Source organism: Leucobacter sp. Psy1, from assembly GCF_020096995.1.
GTDB lineage: Bacteria > Actinomycetota > Actinomycetes > Actinomycetales > Microbacteriaceae > Leucobacter.
Genome location: NZ_CP083692.1, coordinates 2865735 through 2884480 on the forward strand (window position 1 = coordinate 2865735; position 18746 = coordinate 2884480).

19 protein-coding genes are annotated in these 18746 nt (G+C 63.7%); 2 read left to right on the forward strand and 17 right to left on the reverse strand.

Features of this window, described 5'->3' with window-relative positions:
* Positions 1-57: 57 nt before the first annotated feature.
* From K8P10_RS13525 to K8P10_RS13595, 15 genes are all read right to left on the reverse strand, one after another.
* Complete coding sequence (locus K8P10_RS13525; RefSeq protein WP_224779419.1) at positions 58-1332, reverse strand: TRAP transporter large permease; 1275 nt, start codon at positions 1330-1332, stop codon at positions 58-60.
* Between the two features lie 2 nt (positions 1333-1334).
* Positions 1335-1880: a TRAP transporter small permease gene (locus tag K8P10_RS13530; protein WP_224779420.1), complete on the reverse strand. Its 546-nt coding sequence runs from the start codon at positions 1878-1880 to the stop codon at positions 1335-1337.
* 319 nt (positions 1881-2199) lie between these two features.
* Positions 2200-3216 (reverse strand): Gfo/Idh/MocA family oxidoreductase, encoded by a 1017-nt coding sequence (locus K8P10_RS13535; RefSeq protein ID WP_224779421.1) that lies wholly within the window; start codon positions 3214-3216, stop codon positions 2200-2202.
* On the reverse strand, positions 3213-4319 hold the full coding sequence (locus K8P10_RS13540; RefSeq protein ID WP_224779422.1) for a Gfo/Idh/MocA family protein: 1107 nt from the start codon (positions 4317-4319) through the stop codon (positions 3213-3215). Before K8P10_RS13540 ends, K8P10_RS13535 begins: the two co-directional genes overlap by 4 nt.
* Entirely contained in the window at positions 4316-4795 is a 480-nt protein-coding gene (gene aroQ / locus K8P10_RS13545) for a type II 3-dehydroquinate dehydratase (protein WP_224779423.1), read from the reverse strand. Before aroQ ends, K8P10_RS13540 begins: the two co-directional genes overlap by 4 nt.
* A 30-nt stretch (positions 4796-4825) precedes the next feature.
* Positions 4826-5698 (reverse strand): shikimate dehydrogenase, encoded by an 873-nt coding sequence (locus tag K8P10_RS13550; RefSeq protein WP_224779424.1) that lies wholly within the window; start codon positions 5696-5698, stop codon positions 4826-4828.
* Positions 5699-5803: 105 nt separating this feature from the next.
* Positions 5804-6646 (reverse strand): sugar phosphate isomerase/epimerase, encoded by an 843-nt coding sequence (locus tag K8P10_RS13555; protein ID WP_224779425.1) that lies wholly within the window; start codon positions 6644-6646, stop codon positions 5804-5806.
* A gap of 20 nt (positions 6647-6666) precedes the next feature.
* Positions 6667-7629 (reverse strand): VOC family protein, encoded by a 963-nt coding sequence (locus K8P10_RS13560; RefSeq protein ID WP_224779426.1) that lies wholly within the window; start codon positions 7627-7629, stop codon positions 6667-6669.
* Between the two features lie 27 nt (positions 7630-7656).
* On the reverse strand, positions 7657-8124 hold the full coding sequence (locus K8P10_RS13565; protein ID WP_224779427.1) for a carboxymuconolactone decarboxylase family protein: 468 nt from the start codon (positions 8122-8124) through the stop codon (positions 7657-7659).
* 25 nt (positions 8125-8149) lie between these two features.
* Positions 8150-8932 (reverse strand): 2-keto-4-pentenoate hydratase, encoded by a 783-nt coding sequence (locus K8P10_RS13570; RefSeq protein WP_224779428.1) that lies wholly within the window; start codon positions 8930-8932, stop codon positions 8150-8152.
* Complete coding sequence (gene dmpG / locus K8P10_RS13575; RefSeq protein WP_224779429.1) at positions 8929-9990, reverse strand: 4-hydroxy-2-oxovalerate aldolase; 1062 nt, start codon at positions 9988-9990, stop codon at positions 8929-8931. The genes K8P10_RS13570 and dmpG overlap by 4 nt, the downstream gene beginning before the upstream one ends.
* A complete protein-coding gene (locus K8P10_RS13580) occupies positions 9987-10919 on the reverse strand; it encodes an acetaldehyde dehydrogenase (acetylating) (RefSeq protein WP_224779430.1) in 933 nt (310 codons plus the stop codon). The genes dmpG and K8P10_RS13580 overlap by 4 nt, the downstream gene beginning before the upstream one ends.
* Positions 10919-11746, reverse strand: coding sequence for a 2-keto-4-pentenoate hydratase (locus K8P10_RS13585; protein ID WP_224779431.1), 828 nt, complete (start codon positions 11744-11746; stop codon positions 10919-10921). The genes K8P10_RS13580 and K8P10_RS13585 overlap by 1 nt, the downstream gene beginning before the upstream one ends.
* Before the next feature lie 115 nt (positions 11747-11861).
* On the reverse strand, positions 11862-12677 hold the full coding sequence (locus tag K8P10_RS13590; RefSeq protein WP_224779432.1) for a sugar phosphate isomerase/epimerase: 816 nt from the start codon (positions 12675-12677) through the stop codon (positions 11862-11864).
* Positions 12678-12679: 2 nt separating this feature from the next.
* Positions 12680-13447, reverse strand: coding sequence for an SDR family NAD(P)-dependent oxidoreductase (locus K8P10_RS13595; RefSeq protein ID WP_224779433.1), 768 nt, complete (start codon positions 13445-13447; stop codon positions 12680-12682).
* Between the two features lie 114 nt (positions 13448-13561).
* Between K8P10_RS13595 and K8P10_RS13600 the strand changes: the two genes are divergently transcribed.
* Positions 13562-14353 (forward strand): IclR family transcriptional regulator, encoded by a 792-nt coding sequence (locus K8P10_RS13600; protein WP_224779434.1) that lies wholly within the window; start codon positions 13562-13564, stop codon positions 14351-14353.
* A gap of 30 nt (positions 14354-14383) precedes the next feature.
* Here the strand turns inward: K8P10_RS13600 and K8P10_RS13605 are convergent, their stop codons facing one another.
* Positions 14384-15961 (reverse strand): nucleobase:cation symporter-2 family protein, encoded by a 1578-nt coding sequence (locus K8P10_RS13605; RefSeq protein ID WP_224779435.1) that lies wholly within the window; start codon positions 15959-15961, stop codon positions 14384-14386.
* 290 nt (positions 15962-16251) lie between these two features.
* Between K8P10_RS13605 and K8P10_RS13610 the strand changes: the two genes are divergently transcribed.
* The gene (locus K8P10_RS13610) at positions 16252-17610 is read left to right on the forward strand and encodes an 8-oxoguanine deaminase (protein WP_224779436.1); all 1359 of its coding nucleotides are present in this window, start codon (positions 16252-16254) and stop codon (positions 17608-17610) included.
* Here the strand turns inward: K8P10_RS13610 and K8P10_RS13615 are convergent.
* A complete protein-coding gene (locus tag K8P10_RS13615; RefSeq protein ID WP_224779437.1) occupies positions 17600-18706 on the reverse strand; it encodes a YbdK family carboxylate-amine ligase in 1107 nt (368 codons plus the stop codon). The two genes, K8P10_RS13610 and K8P10_RS13615, sit on opposite strands and share 11 nt — an antisense overlap.
* Between the last annotated feature and the right edge of the window lie 40 nt (positions 18707-18746).

Sequence of the window (18746 nt, forward strand, 5' to 3'; positions counted from 1 at the left end):
ATAATGGGTATGTCCTTACTCTGCGGATAGTCGAACGGGGAAGCGCTCACGGGCGCGTTAGAAGCCGAGCAGGTTCGGCACGAACATGACGACCTGCGGGAATACGGTGATGATCGCGAGAACGATGAGCATCGGCACGAGGAACGGGACAATGCCTTTGAATACCTCGTCGACCGACCGCCCGGTCACCGACGCCATCACGTAGAGCACACTCCCGACGGGCGGGGTGAGGAGTCCGATCATCAGGTTCACCACCACGATCACCCCGAAGTGCACCGGGTCGATGCCGAAACTCGTCGCCAACGGGAGCAGAACCGGAACGGTGACCAGGATTACGGCGGTCGCGTCGATGAGCATCCCGAGCACGATGAGGAGCAGGTTGATGAGGAGGAGGAACATCAGCGGACTCGAGGTGAAATCCGTCATCCAATCCGAGAGATGAGTAGCCACTCGCTCTCGCGCCATGACTTGGCCCAACATGCCAGCGGCGCCGATGATCAGCATGATTCCGCCCGTCAGGAAGACTGTTTCCTTGGCAGCCTCCCAAAGAACGCGGAACGTAACGGTGCGCATGAAGAGACCGAGCACGAGCATGTACACTCCGGCAATGCCTGCCGCCTCGGTCGGGGTGAAGTATCCACCAATGATCCCGCCGAGAATGATGACCGGTGCGCCAAGCGGTCCGAGCACCCGAACGACTGCTTTGCGAAAGCGCGTGGCATCGAACGGTGCGCTCTCGAAACCGGGATGGCGTGCCACCCAGATCGCGATGTACACGCAAAGTCCCGCCGCCATCATGAATGCCGGAACGATTGAAGCTGCGAAGAGTGCGCCGGTCGAGATCGTGGCTGTTGCCGCGAAGATGACGGCGGGGATACTCGGCGGCATGACCGGGCTGATGAGCGCGGACGAAGCCGTGAGGCCCGCCGCGAATCTGAACGGATACCCTGCCCGGGTCATGGCCGGAACCTGCACCTTGCCGAGTCCCGCCGCGTCGGCCAGAGCGGAACCGCTCATCCAGGCGAAGCCGACGCTCGTGCCGACGTTCACGTAGGCGAGATTTCCTGGAACACGGGACATCGCCGACATGCAGAACTCGAACAGGCGCTCCGCGATACCGAGCTTGTTTGCCACCACTCCGACGAAGATGAAGAGGGGCACTGCGAGCAGCGGGAATGAGTTCGTCGCGTCGAAGACGGTCTTCAACGCCATGCCTGCCGATTGCCCATTGACCGTAAAGTAGACCAGGCAGGGGCCCATGATCGCGAAGGCGACGGGGACGCGGAGGAAGAGCAGGATCAGGACGCCAACGGCGATCAGTGCGAGTTCCATCTTTACTCCTCGGCGTCTTCGATAGTGATGGCGTCGGTCTGCTCGTAGCGAGCTCGCACGATCCGCTCCACAGAGCGAACCGTGCCTGAGAGGAATCCGAGTAGCGGTATGAGGAACAGATACCCCATCGGGATCTGGAGCACGGCGGTCGTGCGTCGGAAGCCTCCGTCCACCAGCGAGAACGCCTCCCAAGCGAGCCAGACGCACACGATCGTGAGAAGAACGGAGGACACCAGTCGTACGACCATCCGACCACGCCTGGAAGTGACGACGGAGTCGATGACCGCGACCGTGATCTGACCGTTGTTCCCGATCAGGTAGCCCACGACTATGAAGGTAAGCCCCATAAGGGAGTAGCGCGCGATCTCGCCGGCTCCCGGCCAGTTGACTTCCCCGATGTAGCGCCCGAGGACCTGCCAGATCACACCGATGAAGATCATCGCGAGGAAGAACACCGCGAGGGCCAGTTCGAATTTGGAGAGCCAGCGCAGTACGGCGGGCTCAGGTGGCGGCGACGGCGCACGTTCGGTCGAATCGACTTCAGCCACAAGACACCGCATTCCCACTGTGACCAGTCGCGCGGACCTCAGAGCTTCGCCACGCAGACTCAGGCGCCACACGGTGAAGCCGCACGCGGCCCCTGATCAATGAGAGCCCAGCCCTCCAGAAATTGGGTAACAAGACCGTATTCTCCTCACCTTTGCGGAGAGGGATCTAGCAGGAGATCCCTTGCCCTTCAACGTTGAATCTCGTGAACGGTAGCACGCGGCCTGACCCCGAGAACCACCTTTGACCCGCTCAGTGGAACAGCAGAATTCGCTCGCTATCACCTACTCGCTCGATCCTGAGGTTGCGTCTGGTCGAACCTCAGGACCGAAGGAGATGCTCGATGAGTTCGGTGGTTCGGATCGCTTCATCCGGAGCCACCGGGTTCGGCCCTCCATCTGTCAGGTAGACGGCGAGTTGTGAGTAGAACAGGCGGTAATCTCCTGAAATCGTGGGGACAGGGGTTCGCTCACCTGATGCGTCGATAAGCGTTCCCCATTCCGATTCAGGCACGACACCCCAGTGAGGGTCGCTGACCGTTCCCCCTTGCTTCAGTGCTCGCTCCTGCGGGTCCGTATCGTTCACTTCGTAGGTCCCCGCGCTTCCGATGAGCCTGATGCGCGGAAGCGATTGCTCAGCGGTCCAGCTGCACACCAATCGGGTGACAGCGCCACTCAGGTGCTCGGCGAAGGCCACGAGTTCATCGTCCGCCGCCCGCTGGGGGCTGGCGGTTCGGCTCAGCCCGTTAATGCGGGCGATCGGTCCGAGCAGGAACTGAGCGATGTCGAGCACGTGGCTCCCGAGGTCGTAGGTCACACCGCCACCCTCCTCACCGCTGAGCTGTTCGCGCCATCCGGAGCGCTCCGGATCGATACGGCGCTCGAACGAAACATCGAGGCGAACGATCCTTCCCAGAGTTCCGGCCTCGATCATCGATCGAGCCGTGCGGACCTCGGCGTCGAACCGCCGACTCTGGTAGACGGAGAGCTTCAACGCCCGTTCGGAGGCTTTCTCAGCCAGGCGGCGCGCTTCGCGTGATGAGGTGGCGATCGGTTTGTCGATGAGTACGTTCAGGCCCGCATCGAGAGCTCTGTCGGCAATCTCTGCGTGAGTACGAGTCGGTGTGGTGACCACGGCGAGGTCGAACTCGTTCGCTCGTTCCCAGAGTTCAGCGGGAGTTCGTAAGAGCGCACACCCCGGATACTCCTTTTCGTCCGACGTGTCAGCGAGTTTCGCCGACACGATGGCGTCGAGCGAGAACGCCGGGTGGTGTGAGAGAAACGGGGCATGGAAGTACTTCCCTCCAATTCCATGTCCCAGGAGCGCAGTTCGGATCATCCGCCGGCTCGACTCATGCGCCACTCTGCGAGGTCGACTGCCTCGCCGCTACGCGACGACTCGTAGACGGCAAGAATCACTTCCAGCGCTCGGAGCGCATCAGCGCCGGTGACCAGTGGGTCGCGATCCTGCGCGACGGCCTGCACGAACTCCTCGATCTGTTCGGCGTGGAAAGGAGCGAGCCCTTCGTGAATCGAGGCGAGCGGAGGATCTGCTTCGATGTCCGTCGCCAAATAGGATTGGTAGTCCGTCTCACCGGGGATCGTCCAGATATCGTTGATCCCCGGAGCGCCCTCCGGATGCTCCGTCACGGTCACCGCTCGCCCGCGGGCATCACTGATGAACACGCTCGTTCCCAGGCCAGGCGCGAAGGTCGTGCCGGCCTGCAGCGTGGCCACAGCACCGGAGGAGAACTCGATCACCGCGACAGCAGTGTCTTCAACTTCGATGTATGCACCGTGCTTGACCGTGCGCGTCGTGCCGTAAACGCGAGTCGGCTCTCCCATGAGCCAGAGCAGCATGTCAACGTAGTGCACGCCCTGATTGATCAGAACACCGCCGCCTTCGGTGTCCCACCTGCCGCGCCACGGCTCGCTGTAATACTCGGCGTCTCTGCCGAGGCGGACCGTCAGAGAACCGACCGCAGGAGTACCCAGTTTCCCTGCCGCAAGAGCATCTCGAACGCGCTGTGCAGCCGGCCAGAAGCGCCGTTGGAACACCACGCCGAACTTCACGCCAGCTGCCTCGGTCGCAGCAACCATACGGTCTGCTTCTTCGATCGAGACGGCGATCGGTTTCTCGCACAGCACGTGGAGTCCGTGCCGCGCGGCGGCGAGCACACCCTGCTCGTGGATCGGATGCGGTGTGCAGATCATGACCGCGTCGAGTCCTGACGCGAGCATCTCCTCAAGGTCGGAGTACGCTCTCGACGCACCGAATGCCTCCGCAAACGCTTCGGCCCGAGTCTGGTCGACGTCGCAGACCGCCGCCAGGGCGACTTCAGGGATCGCGTTCAACGCCTTGGCATGATTGATGGCGATCTTTCCGCAGCCAACGATACCGACTCTCAATATTTGCGAGGGACCAGTAGTGCTCACGTTCACGCACCTTCCTTCTGCGTCATGGATGATGTCTGGTCTGCGGCGTCGAGGCCGGCAATGATCTCGATGCCGTACACCCATCCTCGGGTTCCGACTCCGACGAGCACGGCCTCGGCGACGTCCGACAGATATGAGTGGTGGCGAAACGACTCCCTTCGGTGCACGTTTGTCACGTGTACTTCCACGAACGGAAGTTGGGTACCCAGTAATGCGTCGCGAATCGCGATCGACGTGTGGGTGTATGCGCCGGGATTGATCACGACACCGGCCGAGATACCTCTGGCGGCGTGGATGCGGTCGATCAATTCGCCTTCGTGGTTGCTCTGGGCGAAACTGATGTCGTAGCCCAGCTCTTCGGCTCGCCGACGCACGAGACTCTCGACATCTGCGAGTGTGACTGTACCGTACAGCCCGGGCTCCCGCGTGCCCAGGAGATTGAGGTTCGGTCCGTTCAGGACAAGGATATGAGGTCGCTCCACCAAGGGTATTCTCCGCATCTGTCGTGAGGGTTAGGAGGTCTGATTCCGAAGCTTCTCGGCGACGAGCTCGTGCACATGAACGAGCATGCGCTCGCGATCGGGTTGGACGCCCGTGAACAGCTCGAGGGCCGCCGCGGCTTGGAATGCGGTCATCCCTGCTCCGCCAGTGACACGTGCGCCACGTCGTTGCGCAGCCCGCATCAGTTCAGTCTCGACGGGCATATAGACGATGTCGATGACCCAGTGTCGATCAGTGATGACTGAGGGGTCGATGGGCACACCAGGATGCGCGGCCATACCCATCGGGGTCGCATTGACGAATCCATCAGCTTCGGCGACGAGGTTCGCGGCGCGCCCCCAGGGGTGCACGTCCACTCGATCCGCCCCGAACCGGTGCTTCAAGTCCTGCACCAGAAGGTGCGCCCGCCGCTCATCTACATCAACGATGTCGAGATGTTCGACTCCCCCGGAGAGTTGAGCGTGCGCGACAGCCGCCCCCGCGCCTCCCGCACCGCACTGCACGACTCGACGTGTTGCCTCCTCGGAGAGCGAGCGTCGCGCAAGTTCCCCAAACCCGTACGCGTCAGTGTTGTGGCCGACCGCGCCTGCCTCGGTGAAGAGCACGGTATTCACGGCCCCGATCTGCCTGGCGTCTTCCGAAAGCTCGTCGAGTTCCGTAATAACCGCCTGCTTGCCGGGATGAGTCACATTCACTCCCTGCAGTCCCAGCTCCCTCGCCGTCCGCAGCGTCTCTGCCGTGTCGCTCGCGAGATGGTCAAGATCGAAGAGTTGATAGTCGTAATTGACGCCCAACCGCTCGGCCTCAGCAAGGTGCAGTGCCGGAGAGAGTGACTCGCCGATCCCCGCACCGATGAGACCGACCGAGAAGTTCGGTACGTTCATCTTCCACTCACCTTTCATTCAGTTCCCCGCCCGGAATCTTCCCGAGAAGGTGACCATGTTCGCCGCGCTGATATCCGTCGTGGACGGAATGCGCGAGCCGAATACTCAACCTGTGAACACTCGGCTTGCCGCAGCGAACGCACGATCTGCGGCGGCCTGGACAGGAAGTTCTCGAAACTCGGGATTATTGACTTCCACGCACCATGGGCCCCCGTATGCGCGGTCGTCGAGCTTCTGCAGTAGTCCGCGAACGTCGAGTTCCCCGTCACCGGGCAACGCTCGCGTCGTTCTGGCGGCATGAAGGAAATCTCGGAAGACCCTGGGGCCGTCGTTGAGCTGCACTGCGGTGATCTCTCCGGGATCAACATCGTCGAGCCACCCGATATGTCCACCGGTGTTGAAGTAGTGCCAGATATCGATCATGATGCCGACGTTTGCCGCCCCGCTCCTCCGCACGATTTCAAGCGCAGTCGGGTAGTCCGAGATCGTTCCCCAGGGGAACGGTTCTACCGCGATCTTGACACCGTAGGAATCGAGTTCTGCGGCGATCTTCGCGAGATGAGCACTCGCGGTGTCAAGTATCAGCGGTGACGCACTGAACTCTCCGGCGGTGACGTGATGGAGTCCGGTCTGCTGCGCGAATTCCCCGACGCGCTTGATCGACACGGACGACCGCATCTCTTCGTCTGGCCGCGCCCATCCGTCGATAAACTCGCATTCGCGTATCTGAAGACCCGATTCTGCCGCTGCGGCGCTCACCTGCGCAGGACCCCCCGCGCACTCGAAGACATCGCGGAGCTGACTGCCAATACCGGTGAAACCAGCCGCAGCAGCCGCCGCCGCTCGTGCGGGAAACGAGTTGCGCGCGGGCTCAGCCCATCCAGCGCCGTGCAGCGTTACGTAGCTGACGGTCAGTTCGGGAGCCGCGGAGTCCGATGGCGCCGACATGAGTGCCCTGCTCTCGATCGCTACTGAGTCGCGGGGAAGGTGGGAGTGGCGTGCGTGTGAAACGACTCGGGCACCGCTGTCCCCCATGCGGTTCCACGGCCGCCAGCCTCGGTAGTCCACGTGACGGTCTCGAAGTCAGGAGAGAAGATATGGATCCCACCGGTGAATACTTCGATGCGGTTACCACCCGGCTCGTAGACGTAGAGGAAGAACCCCTGCGTGCGGGAGTGTTTTGCGGGTCCGAACTCGATGAAGACATCGTTCTCCATGAAGATATCGGCCGCCCGGATCACGTCACTCGTTTCGGGAACGGAATACGCCAGGTGGTGCAATCGTCCTTCAGTCGGCGCGGGCTCCCGCGTCAGAGCAAGGTCGTGAGCCTTCGTCATCACACTGAGCCACGCACCCACTTCGTCTCTCTCGGCAGGCACGAGTCGTTCTCGCAGCTTGAAGCCAAGGGTCTCCTGCTGGAACTGACTCGCTTCGGAGACGTTCGGTACCAGTAGGTTGATGTGGTCGATATGTGCTGCGGCAGCGCCTTGAGGATCGAACTTCTGAGGCTGATTCGGTAAGTGCGGACGCGTCTCCTCTGTGGGACGGTACTTTTCCGTTTCGAAGTAAATCTCCTGCTGGTGCCCGCCGGGCCCGCGATACCTGAATGCGGCGCCGTGACCAAAGTCTCCGTCATGCCAGTGCCCTTCGACTCCCCGCTTCTCCAGCGCCGCGACTCTCCGTTCGAGCGCCTGAGGGCTTGTCGCGCGCCACGCCACGTGACCGAGACCCGCCTGATCCGAAGCCGTCAGTTTCAATGACGTCAGGACGTCGTCGTTCCACGCGCGGAGGTGGGCGGCACCGGGTTCCTCACCCACGAGGTACAGGCCGTAGACATCAGTGAAGAAGGCAACACTTTCATCGAGGTTCGGCGTGAGAAGTTCCGTGTGCCCGAGCTGGGCGACGTCGTAGATCGGTTCGGGATTCGTCATGGTATTCAACTCCTGATTCGTCGCCACCTAGGCGCCTGCCTCTTCGCCACCAGCAGCGGCGTCTGCCCGTGCCATCAGTTCACGCACCCCTTCGAGGATTGCCGGGGCGTGGTTCGTGATCGACGTTCCGCCGAACAGGTACGCGAGGTCTAGCACGGCTTGCAGTTGCGGCTCGGTCGCGCCGGCTCGGCGTGCCGCCGCTCCGTGAATTCGCGCTGCGTCACGCAACTGAACGCTCAATATCGCGAATAATACGAGTTGCACTGTCTGCTGATCGAGCTCGTCCGTGTAGGAGATGAGGTTCCGAGTCTTCTCCTGGGCCAGGAGAAGTTCGGGATTGCTCTCCCGAAGGTTGTCGAATCGGGCCTGGATCCTCGGGGGGACAAAGCCGACGAGCTCTCGGTACGTTGACAGATAGTATTCGATCGATTCCTCAGTCGTGGCTGCTCCCGACAGCACATCGGATCGTGAGGGGTGCTCCGCAGGCGAATGCATAGTTGCTCCTTAGGTGAAGGTCGGCTCAGCGCGCTGTGACGAACAGCGAACCGAGACTGCTGAACTCGGCCGAGATCTGGGAGCCGGGATGCACGAAAACCGCATCGGTCAGGCCACCGGTCAGTACGATATCCCCGGCCTCGATGGCCTTCCCTCGGCGCCCGAGCTCGTTCGCTGCCAGCGCGAGCGCTTCACCCGGGTGCCCCATGACCGCGGCACCGGTGGCAGTGTCGACTACCGTGCCGTCGACGGAGAGGACGACACTCTCCAGTACGAGATCGAGCTCCGCAGGGGATACACCGCGCCCACTCACGACGAAGCGAGCCGACGAAGCATTGTCCGCGACGACATCGGGGAGCGTGAATTTGAAGTCGGTGTAGCGGCTATCGATGACCTCGAATCCTGCGTGCACGGTTCCGACCGCTGACATCGCTGTCGCTGATGTAACGCCAGGGCCGCTCAGCCGTTCCTGCATCACGAAGACAATTTCCGGTTCAATTCGCGGGTGAATGAGCTCCGACATCGGAATCGGAACGTCGGCCGGGAGGATGTACCCGTCGGTCAGCACGGCAGTCAAGGGGGAGGAAATTCCCATCCGTTCCTGCTTGGCACGAGAAGTAAGCCCGAGTTTGACCCCGATAACGCTTTCGCCGGCCTCCACCTTCTTCGCGATGAGCGCGTCCTGCACCTGATATCCGGTGTCGAGATCGAGGTCAGCCCACTCGTCGCTGAGTGGGCCACGGTCCTGACGTTCGCGTTCTGCCGTGAGCAGCACGTCAGCGGCCGAATCGATGGTCCATGCAGTCATGCCAGATTCTCCTGCTCCTGATGCTGGGACTCGCGCTGCAATTCGTTGCGCAGCTCGATCGCCACATCGATAATCATGTCTTCCTGTCCGCCGACGTATCCAGCCTGACCCACTCGCTTCAGCACTTCATACGACGGGACGCCGTACCGGTCTGCAGCACGTTCCGCGTGAAGCAGGAAAGAGTTGTAAACACCGTATCGACCCTGAACGATAGCGGCGCGATCCGCGACGGGCATCGTCGGAATCATCGGTTTCAGCACTTCCTCGGCAGCCGCGAGTATCCCTTCATTACTCACCCCGGTCGGCACCCCGTACGCGTCGAGAGCAGTGACGAGCACCTCGACTGGCGTGTTTCCGGCGCCTGCTCCCAGTGCTCTGAGCGTGCCGTCGATCGATCGGGCGCCAGCATCGTATGCCGCAAACGAGTTCGCGACGCCAAGTGAGAGATTCTGGTGCCCGTGGAAACCCACCGACGCATCTTCACCAAGTTCTTGCACTACCGCGGTCACCCGTGAAGAGACTCCCTCGGGAAGCAACGCTCCGGCAGAATCGACAACGTACACGCACTGGCAGCCGGCGTCCGCCATGATCCGCGCCTGAGCGGCGAGGGCGTCGGGCTCGGTCATGTGCGAGAGCATCAGAAATCCCACTGTCTCGAGCCCGAGTTCGCGCGCCGCTCCGAAGTGCTGCACGCTGACGTCCGCTTCGGTCGAGTGAGTCGCGATACGTGCGACACGAGCTCCGGCCCGGGAGGCTTCCTCTAGATCGGCAACCGTCCCCAGGCCGGGGAGCAGAAGCACGGCGATCCTCGCCTGCTCCACCGCGTCAGCGGCAGCGGCGATGAGTTCCAGCTCGGAAACTGCACTGAACCCATAGTTGAACGTCGACCCGGATAAACCGTCGCCATGGGTGACCTCGATGATCGGCACCCCGGCACTGTCGAGTGCTCCGGCGACTGCTCGTACCTGCTCGATAGTGAACTGATGGCGCACCGCATGCGAGCCATCCCTCAGGGTTGTGTCAATAATCCGGACCGGAGCCTTATCAGTGGCATTCATCGTGCGATCGTCTCCTCTGCAGAGGTCTGAGGTAGGTTCGCGAGAAGTTCTCCGGCGCGCGCCGCAGCCGCGGTCATGATGTCGAGATTCCCGGCCCACTCGGGCAAGTAGTCGCCATTGCCTGCCACCTCCAGGAACACCGCAACCCGACCGTTGCCTTGCCAGAGTTCGCTCGGGTCGTCGAACTGGGGGTCAGCCTTGAGCCGATAACCAGGAACGTATTCCTGGACCTCGCGGACGGCACGATGAATCGATTCCTCGATCGCGTGGCGATCGGCCCCGTCCGGGATAGCCGCGAATACGGTGTCCCTCATGACGAGCGGCGGTTCGACGGGATTCAGGATGATGATGGCCTTCCCGCGTTCAGCGCCCCCAACGGACTGGATCGCGTGCGACGTCGTCTCCGTGAACTCATCGATGTTCGCGCGGGTACCAGGACCGGCCGAACGTGATGAGATCGAGGCGACGATCTCGGCGTAGGGAACATCCACGACTCGGGAGACCGCGTGCACGATCGGAATCGTCGCCTGTCCGCCGCAGGTAATCATGTTGATGTTCTCCGCATCGACGTGGTCTCCGAGATTCACCGCGGGACACACGAACGGGCCTACGGCGGCCGGAGTCAGATCGATGGCACGGATTCCGGCCTCGGCGTACCGGGGCGCATTAGCCTGGTGCGGTCGAGCGGCGGTCGCTTCGAATACGAAGTCGGGAAGATCGTTCTGCGCCAATAGCCAATCCACGCCCTCGGCACTCGTCTCGACACCGAGTCGGCGTGCGCGCGCGAGTCCGTCCGATTCCGGATCCACGCCGATCACATGAGTGACATCGAAAACGTCTCGTCGTTTGAGCTTGATCAAAAGATCCGTGCCAATGTTGCCCGGGCCGACGATAGCTGCAGTGGGCTTGGCCTGCTGTGTGGGGCTCATTAATTCATCGCCTGTCTGTTGTTGGTCACATCGGTCGCATCCGATGACGCGAACTGCGCGGTCACCGTTCCCAGTCCTGCGAACTCCGCCGTGACGGTGTCACCCGGCTCGCCGGGGACTGCCGCCGTCAGCGCACCGGGCAACACGACCGAACCTGCCTCGAGAGTGACTCCGAGCGCGCCAATGGTGTTCGCGAGCCAGACGAGCGCGTTGATGGGCGACCCCAGCACAGCGCCTCCCGCTCCGGTCTGCACGATTTCGCCGTTTCGATAGAGGACGACTCCTGTGTTCTTCACATCGATCTGATCGAGAGGCAGCGGTCGGGAACCCAGGATGATGCCGCCTGAGGATGCGTTGTCGGCGATAGTATCCGCGAGGGTGATGCGCCAGTCTTCGATCCGGGAGTCGATAATTTCGAGCGCCGCCACGGCGTAGTCGACCGCTCCGATCGCCTCGCTCGCGGTGACCCCAGGGCCGGACAAGGTCTTCTTGAGCACGAAGCCGATCTCCGGCTCAACCCGAGGAGCAATAAAGCGGTCCACCGGGATCGGTGTGCTGTCCGGTATAAACATATCCTCGAGTAGGTGCCCGTAGTCGGGACTGTCGACATTGAGCTGACGCTGGATGGCGACCGATGTCAGACCGACTTTGTGTCCCCGGACGACGCGCCCTTGCGCTCGCCAGGCAGTGACCTGCGCGAGCTGCGCCTCGTACGCCTGATCAACAGTGAACCCTGCATGCGTCTCTGTGGGCGGCGCGACCGGGGTTCCTGTGCGATATGCGTCCAAGAGGCCATCGACGACCTCGGCGACTCGCTGATCATTCATTCGGACCTCACTGTCGATGACGAATTGGCTCTGCCGCAAGTGTGGCGAGAACTCCGACGAAGTTCCAGGCCATGTGCCACTCACTGGAACAAGAACTTCACTCGAAGCGGCAGCTTCACGTGACGAATTGATGCAATGAGCGAAAGGCAGCTTTTGCCCGTTCCAGCGGCGGTCGCGCCGCAGCGTCCGCGAACGGCGCCTCTACCGACAGTGATGCAGAGGAATCGAGAGTCGCCACAATCTCGCGCACAGGGATGTCGCCGTCTCCGGGGAGAAGTCGTCCCGTCCGTGCTTCCAGAAGCGCTGCTTCAGGCGATGCAAGAACGGGCTCGACCGGGCCGTCGCACAGCTGAGCGTAGGGGAGCAGACGGGGCGGCACCTGTGCGAGTTCTTCCCAGGTCCCTCCCGATCGCTGCAGGTGGAGCGAGTCCAACAGGATCGTTGCCGCCGGGTGATCGACTGCCTCGACTACCGAAAGCGCATCGGCCAATGTTACGAGCTCGGAGAAGATCATGAACTCCAAGCCGATGCTCAAGTTCCGCGCCTGGGCCTCCTCGCACAGTCGGGCAACCCTTCCGATCAGCCTCGACCGCTCTGGGTCGTTGCAGTTCACGCCGACGTACGTCGCACCGAGTTCTGCCGCTGCATCGAGAATCTGCAAGCCCTCCGCGAGGTCCGGCTCCGGCCTGAGACGCAGCACCTCGACGTCGAGCACCTGTACTCCGGTGTCCTCGAGTCGTCGCAGCGTCTCCCGCATCATGGGCGTACCGCCGCCGAGCATGGGCCACGCAGTGTCAGTGCCCCCCGGAAAGACTCGAATCCCGACCGAATCGAAGCCTGCCTCGGCAGCATGCACGACCAGCTCAGGTGGCGAGACATCGATCAGGGTCAACGGCGAAAGCGACAGGCGGCGCAGGGCATTCGCTGACATCTTCACACCATCGGCGGCAGGTGCGAACCAGCCGTGACGTGGATCACTTGCCCGGTGATATTCCGAGCCCGCTCAGATGCGAGAAATGCCACTGCCTGGGCGACGTCATCGGGATCGATGAGACGCCGCAACGGCGAATGCAATCGATATCGCTCCACCATCTGCTCCATGTCAGGGATATCGCTCCGTTGATCACTGAACGAGGTACGGACGAAGCTCGGCGAGACGGCGTTCGAGCGCACCCCCAACGGACCGAGTTCAACGGCGCACGACAAAGTGAACCCCACGAGTCCCGCTTTGGAACTCGAGTAGGCAGGATTTCGCGAGCCGCCGATATGTGCTCGTGATGCGATATTGACGATACTGCCGAATCCCTGATCTTCGAATACAGGGAGTAAGACCTGAGTCATCAGCGCGGCCCCGCGAAGATTGACGTTCATCGTGAGGTCCCAAGCACTCTCAGTGACGGTCTCCAGAGTCATCGCGGGCTCGACACCGGCATTGTTCACGAGCACATCAGCTCGCCCGAACTCTCGACGGATGCGCTCGCCGCAACGGTTCACCGATTCCCGGTCAGTGATGTCAACCTCGAGAGGTATCGTCGCAATGCCAGCCTGCTCACTGAGTTCCGCTGCGACCCGCTCCATCGACTTCAGGTCTCGGTCCACGAGGGCCAAGTGGAATCCATCAACAGCGAGCCCGCGAGCGATGGCCGCTCCGAGACCCCCTCCTCCGCCGGTTACGACTGCCACAGGTTCTCGTCTTCGCATGACCCCTCCTGAGCATTCTCGAAGCGGTGCCCTGACTTCCAGCACCGAGGCGCCGCTCCGGTTCCCGGCGCCGACACTTTGACAGTGTCAATCCGATTCCCCGATACTTCCATCATGCGTACCACTGAGCGGAACACGCCGCCATCGATGATCGGGCGGGTAAAGCTCGTCTTATCCGCATTCCGGGCCACCGACCGCAGTCTCGGCGTTTCCGAGATCGCACGTCGTACTGGTCTCGCGAAATCGACCGTCTCGCGCATCGGCAGCGAGCTCGTCGAGCACGGTTTCCTCGAGCGTCGAGGCGACGAATTCGAGCTCGGTCTCCGTCTGTTCGAACTGGGGGAACTCGCGACGAAGCCGAAGGACCTGAAGCGCCTTGCGCTTGCACACATGACTGATCTACGCAGTGCGACCGGTCAAACCATCCATCTCGCCGTGCTTGAGGCTGTCGAGGTCGTGTACATCGAGATCTTGCGCAGTAAGAGCGCCCCACCGCTTCCTTCGCGCGTCGGCGGCCGCATGCCAGCGCATGCTACGGGTGTCGGTAAAGCTCTCCTGGCATTCTCTGGTGAATCCGTCGTCGAACGCAGGATCGCCGCGGGCCTTCACGAGGTGGGACCAGGGACCATTATCGACGAAGAGCAGTTCCGCGCATCACTGCTGCATGTCAGGTCGGCTGGGATCTCCTATGAATACGAGGAATCGCGGACGGGCGTGTGCTGTGTGGCCGCGCCGATCCTCGCGCCGGATGGTCACGCGGTGGCAGCAATATCGGTCAGTGCACAAGTCGGCACAGTCAATCTCGAGCGGATCGGCCCAGCCGTCCAGACCGCCGCTCTGGCACTTGCCCGGAATGTCGCCCGTCGCCCGAATCTCTTTCAGCAGAGCACGCAGCGCGAGGAATAACACACCGTCCAGACCCTCCGTGCCCTTCTCCTACTCCCCGTTCTCGAGGATCACCCGCCGCACGTCGTCGCGGCTCTTGATCTTGCCCTGCTTGATGGCATCCTGCACGATGACCTCCTGGGAGGCGGTAACCACGGGCACTTCCTCACCGCTGGCGTCGACGATCTTGCCGTCCTTGATGGTGTCGCCCTCGGCGAGGACGGACTTGCCGACGAGTAGACGGGCGAGGTCTTCCTCCCGGATGACGCGGCCGGTGCCGGGGATGAAGGCCGAGCGCTCCCCCGACTTTCCGCCGATGTGGTTGAACAGGATGTTCAGTACGACGGCCATGATGGCGGCCGACGAGATACCGGAGTGCAGGATGATGCCGACCCAGTTCGGGAATGCGTCGTAGAACGCGGGCTCGACGACCGGGATCAGGCCGAACGCGAGCGACACGGCGACGATGATCATGTTCATGTTGCCCTCGTAGTTCACCTTGGCGAGAGTGCGGATGCCCGCGGACGCGACGGTGCCGAAGAGCACGATGCCCGCGCCGCCGAGCACCGGGGAAGGGACGGCGGCGACGAGTCCGCCGACCACGGGGAGCAGGCCGAGCACCACAAGGATGAACCCGCCAGCCGTGACGACGAAGCGCGACTTGACGCCGGTGATGGCGACGAGCCCGACGTTCTGGGCGAAGGCCGACTGGGTGAACGAGTTGAACACGGGTGACACGGCGGATGAAAGCATGTCGGCGCGCAGGCCGGCCGCGATCCGCTTCGAGTCGACCTTCGTGCCGACGATCTCACCGACCGCGATGATGTCGGCCGTGGTCTCGGTCATGGTCACGATGATGACGATGAACATCGAGATGACCGCTGCCACGGACACGGTGGGCCAGCCGAAGGCGAAGGGCTCGGGGACCGCGAAGAAACCGCGCTCGGTCACGCTCGAGAAGTCCGCCCAGCCGAAGATGGCGCAGACCGCCGTGCCGATGACGATGGACAGGAGGATGGCGAGCCGTGAGATGACGGCGAATCCGACCTTGCTCAGGATGAGGACGAGCGCCAGGGTGCCGACGGCGATCAGGATGTTCCGGAGCCCGCCGTGCTCGGGATCGTCGGGGTTGCTCCCCATCGCCCAGCCCGCCGCTACGGGCATGAGTGACAGCCCGATCGTCGTGATCACGGTGCCGGTGACGACGGGCGGGAAGAACCGGACGATCTTCGCGAAGAACGGGGCGACGATCAGGCCGATGAGGGAGGCGACGATCACGGATCCGAAGACGCCCTGCAGCCCCTCGCCGCCGGCGAGAATCGCCGTCATGGTCGCCACGCCGGCGAAGGAGACACCCTGCACGAGGGGCAGCTTCGATCCGAAGAACGGCAAGCCCCACGACTGCAGGATCGTCGCCAGGCCGCCGACGAACAAGCACGAGGCGATGAGCAGGCTGATCTCAGCCGACTCGAGCCCCGCGGCGTTGCCGATCACCAGCGGAACGGCGATGATGCCGCCGTACATCGTGAGGACGTGCTGCATGCCGTAGGCGAGCAGCGAGCCGAACGGCAGGCGCTCGTCTTCGGGGCGGAGCGGTGCGGCAGGAGTGTTCTTCTTCGGTGCAGACATGAATGACGCTCTCCATCGAGGTTCATGGGCCGGGCGGATCGCCGGACGGCGCCCTCCCCCACGACGGAACATTCATTCCGCATCGTGGCAACAAACTTTCTGTGAGCGATCGTAGGTCACGGATTCGAGAACGGCAAGACCCGATATTCCACGCTTGACGTCGGACGCGCCCCCCGTGTTACGCTTCCCCGCATCGGCGACGCACGCCGGTCGGCGGAGCAGCAGACGCCGGAATACCTGAGCTGGCGGCATCCGCCTCCGGTTCGTGTCGCCAGCGGAGAGGCGACACCATGACCAGGATCTGGTTCCGCGACCCGCTCGCGATCCACCTCGGGCGCGATACCGATGCGAGCCGAGCGGCCCGCGGCATCGTCGTCGACACGACGCTCGGCACGATCGTCGAACTCGTCCCGGCCGGCGTCGAGCCGGCAGCAGACGAGACGTTCGACGCGAGCGCGCACGTGCTCACGCCCGGGCTGATCAACACGCACCACCACTTCTATCAAACGCTCACCCGCGCCTGGGCTCCGGTCGCGAATCTGCCGCTGTTCGGGTGGCTCGTGAACCTCTACCCGGTGTGGGCGCGTCTCACCCCGCGGGCGCTCGAACTGGCGAGCACCGTCGCGATGGCCGAGCTGCTCGAGTCGGGCTGCACGACCGCCGCGGACCACCACTACCTGTTCCCCGACGGCATGGACGACGCGATCGACACTCAGGTGTCGGCCGCGCGCCGGCTCGGCATGCGCGTGGTGCTCACCCGCGGGTCGATGTCGCTCGGCGAAGCGGACGGCGGGCTCCCGCCGCAGCAGACGGTGCAGGATCCGGAGACGATCCTCGCCGATTCCGAGCGGCTCGTCTCCCGCTACCACGAGCGCGGCGCCGGAGCCATGACGCAGATCGCGCTCGCGCCCTGCTCCCCGTTCTCGGTCACCACGGAGCTCATGGCGGCGAGCGCGGCGCTGGCCGAGCGACTGGACGTCCGCCTGCACACCCACCTCGCCGAAACATTGGACGAGGAGGACTTCTGCCGCGAGCGCTTCGGTCTGCGCACCGTCGACTATCTGGACTCGGTGGGCTGGTTGACCGACCGCACCTGGCTCGCGCACGGCGTCCACTTCGACGACGACGAGATCGCGCGACTCGGCAACGCCGGGGTCGCGGTGGCGCACTGCCCGACCTCGAACATGCGCCTCGCGTCCGGCATCGCGCGGTCGGTCGAGCTGGAGGACGCGGGCGTGCCAGTCGGACTCGGGGTCGACGGGTCGGCATCGAACGACGCGTCGAACCTCATCCGCGAGGTGAGACAGGCGCTCTACGTGCAGCGTCTGCGGTACGGGGCTGAGCGAGTGACGAGCGCTCGAGTGCTCGACTGGGCGACCACCGGGTCGGCTCGGGCGCTCGGTCGAAGCGACATCGGCAGGATCGAAGTCGGCATGCAGGCCGACCTCGCACTGTTCCGCCTCGATGGGCTGGCATTCTCCGGGGCCCATGATCCGCTCGCCGCGCTCGTCCTCTGCGGGGCCGAGCGTGCGGACCGCGTGATGGTCGGCGGTCAGTGGCGGGTCATCGACGGGCGGGTGTCCGGGCTGGACACTGAGGCGCTCATCGCCGCCCACCGGGAGGAGGCGCGCAAGCTCGTCACAGGGTGACCCCGGCGTAGAGCGGCAGGAGGCCCGCGACGCCCTCGGCTGCGAAGCGGTCGAGCTGCTCCTGCGCCGGGCTCCCGACCGCAAGGCGATGCTCGAGGTACGCGGTCACACGGGCCGTGTCACCCGCCCGCTCCAGACCGGGCGCCGCGTACTCCGCCATCCGCCTTACGAGGTCGCGCGCCGGCAGCACTTCGGCGGTCGCGGGGTCGATGAGCGCCCCGGAGAGGCCGTCCCGAGCCGCCATCCACAGGGCACCGTCGATCATGTCGGCGCGCGCCGGCCAGGCGACGGGCTGCCCGGCCGACCACTCGCTGAGACTGCGCTCGACGATCCCCCGGACGAGGAGCGCGAAGCTCACGGCCTGCGTGTGGTCGAGCTGCGCGTCCGCGATGCGCAGCTCGACCGTCGGGTACTGCTCCGAGAGCCGCGCGACCCAGGTGAGCATGCCCGCATCGATGATGATGCCGCCTGACACGAGGCGCTCGACACCCGCCGTGTACTCCTCGCCGGAGACGAAGCCGTGCGGAAAACCAGCGAGCGGCCACGACAGCATCACCATGTGCCTCCAGCTCGCGAACCCGGTCGGGGTGCCATCCCAGATCGGCGAGTTCGCCGTGAGCGCGAGGAGCGCCGGCGACCAGCGCGAGAGCGCCGCGATCGCGGCGATGCCCGCGTCGCGATCGGGCACCTCGACGTGCACGTGGGTTCCCGAGACGTACTGGTGCGCAGCTGCGTGGCGCAACATCGCAGCGATCTCGCGGTACCGCGGTTTCGGAGTGATCGTACCGGCGACCTCGCCGCCGACCGGTGGGAGTCCGGTGCCAGCGATAAGGATCCCCTGCGCTTCGGCGGCTGCGGCCGCGCGGGCGCGGAAGTCGGCGAGGGAGCGATCCGCCTCTGCGCCGGTGGTGCACACGGGGGTTGCGGTCTCGATCTGGCTGCAGAAGAACTCGCGATCCGCACGCCGCTCCAGCTCGGCGTCCGACCACAGGAGCGCGGCAGCGCGATCTCTCGGCTCACCGGTGGAGCTGTCGAGAAGCAGGTACTCCTCCTCGACGCCGAACGTGCGTGGTTCCGGGTGTCCTGCTGCGCTCATGCATTGCTCCGTTTCGAGGGGGCGGGTGAGACCACTGTAG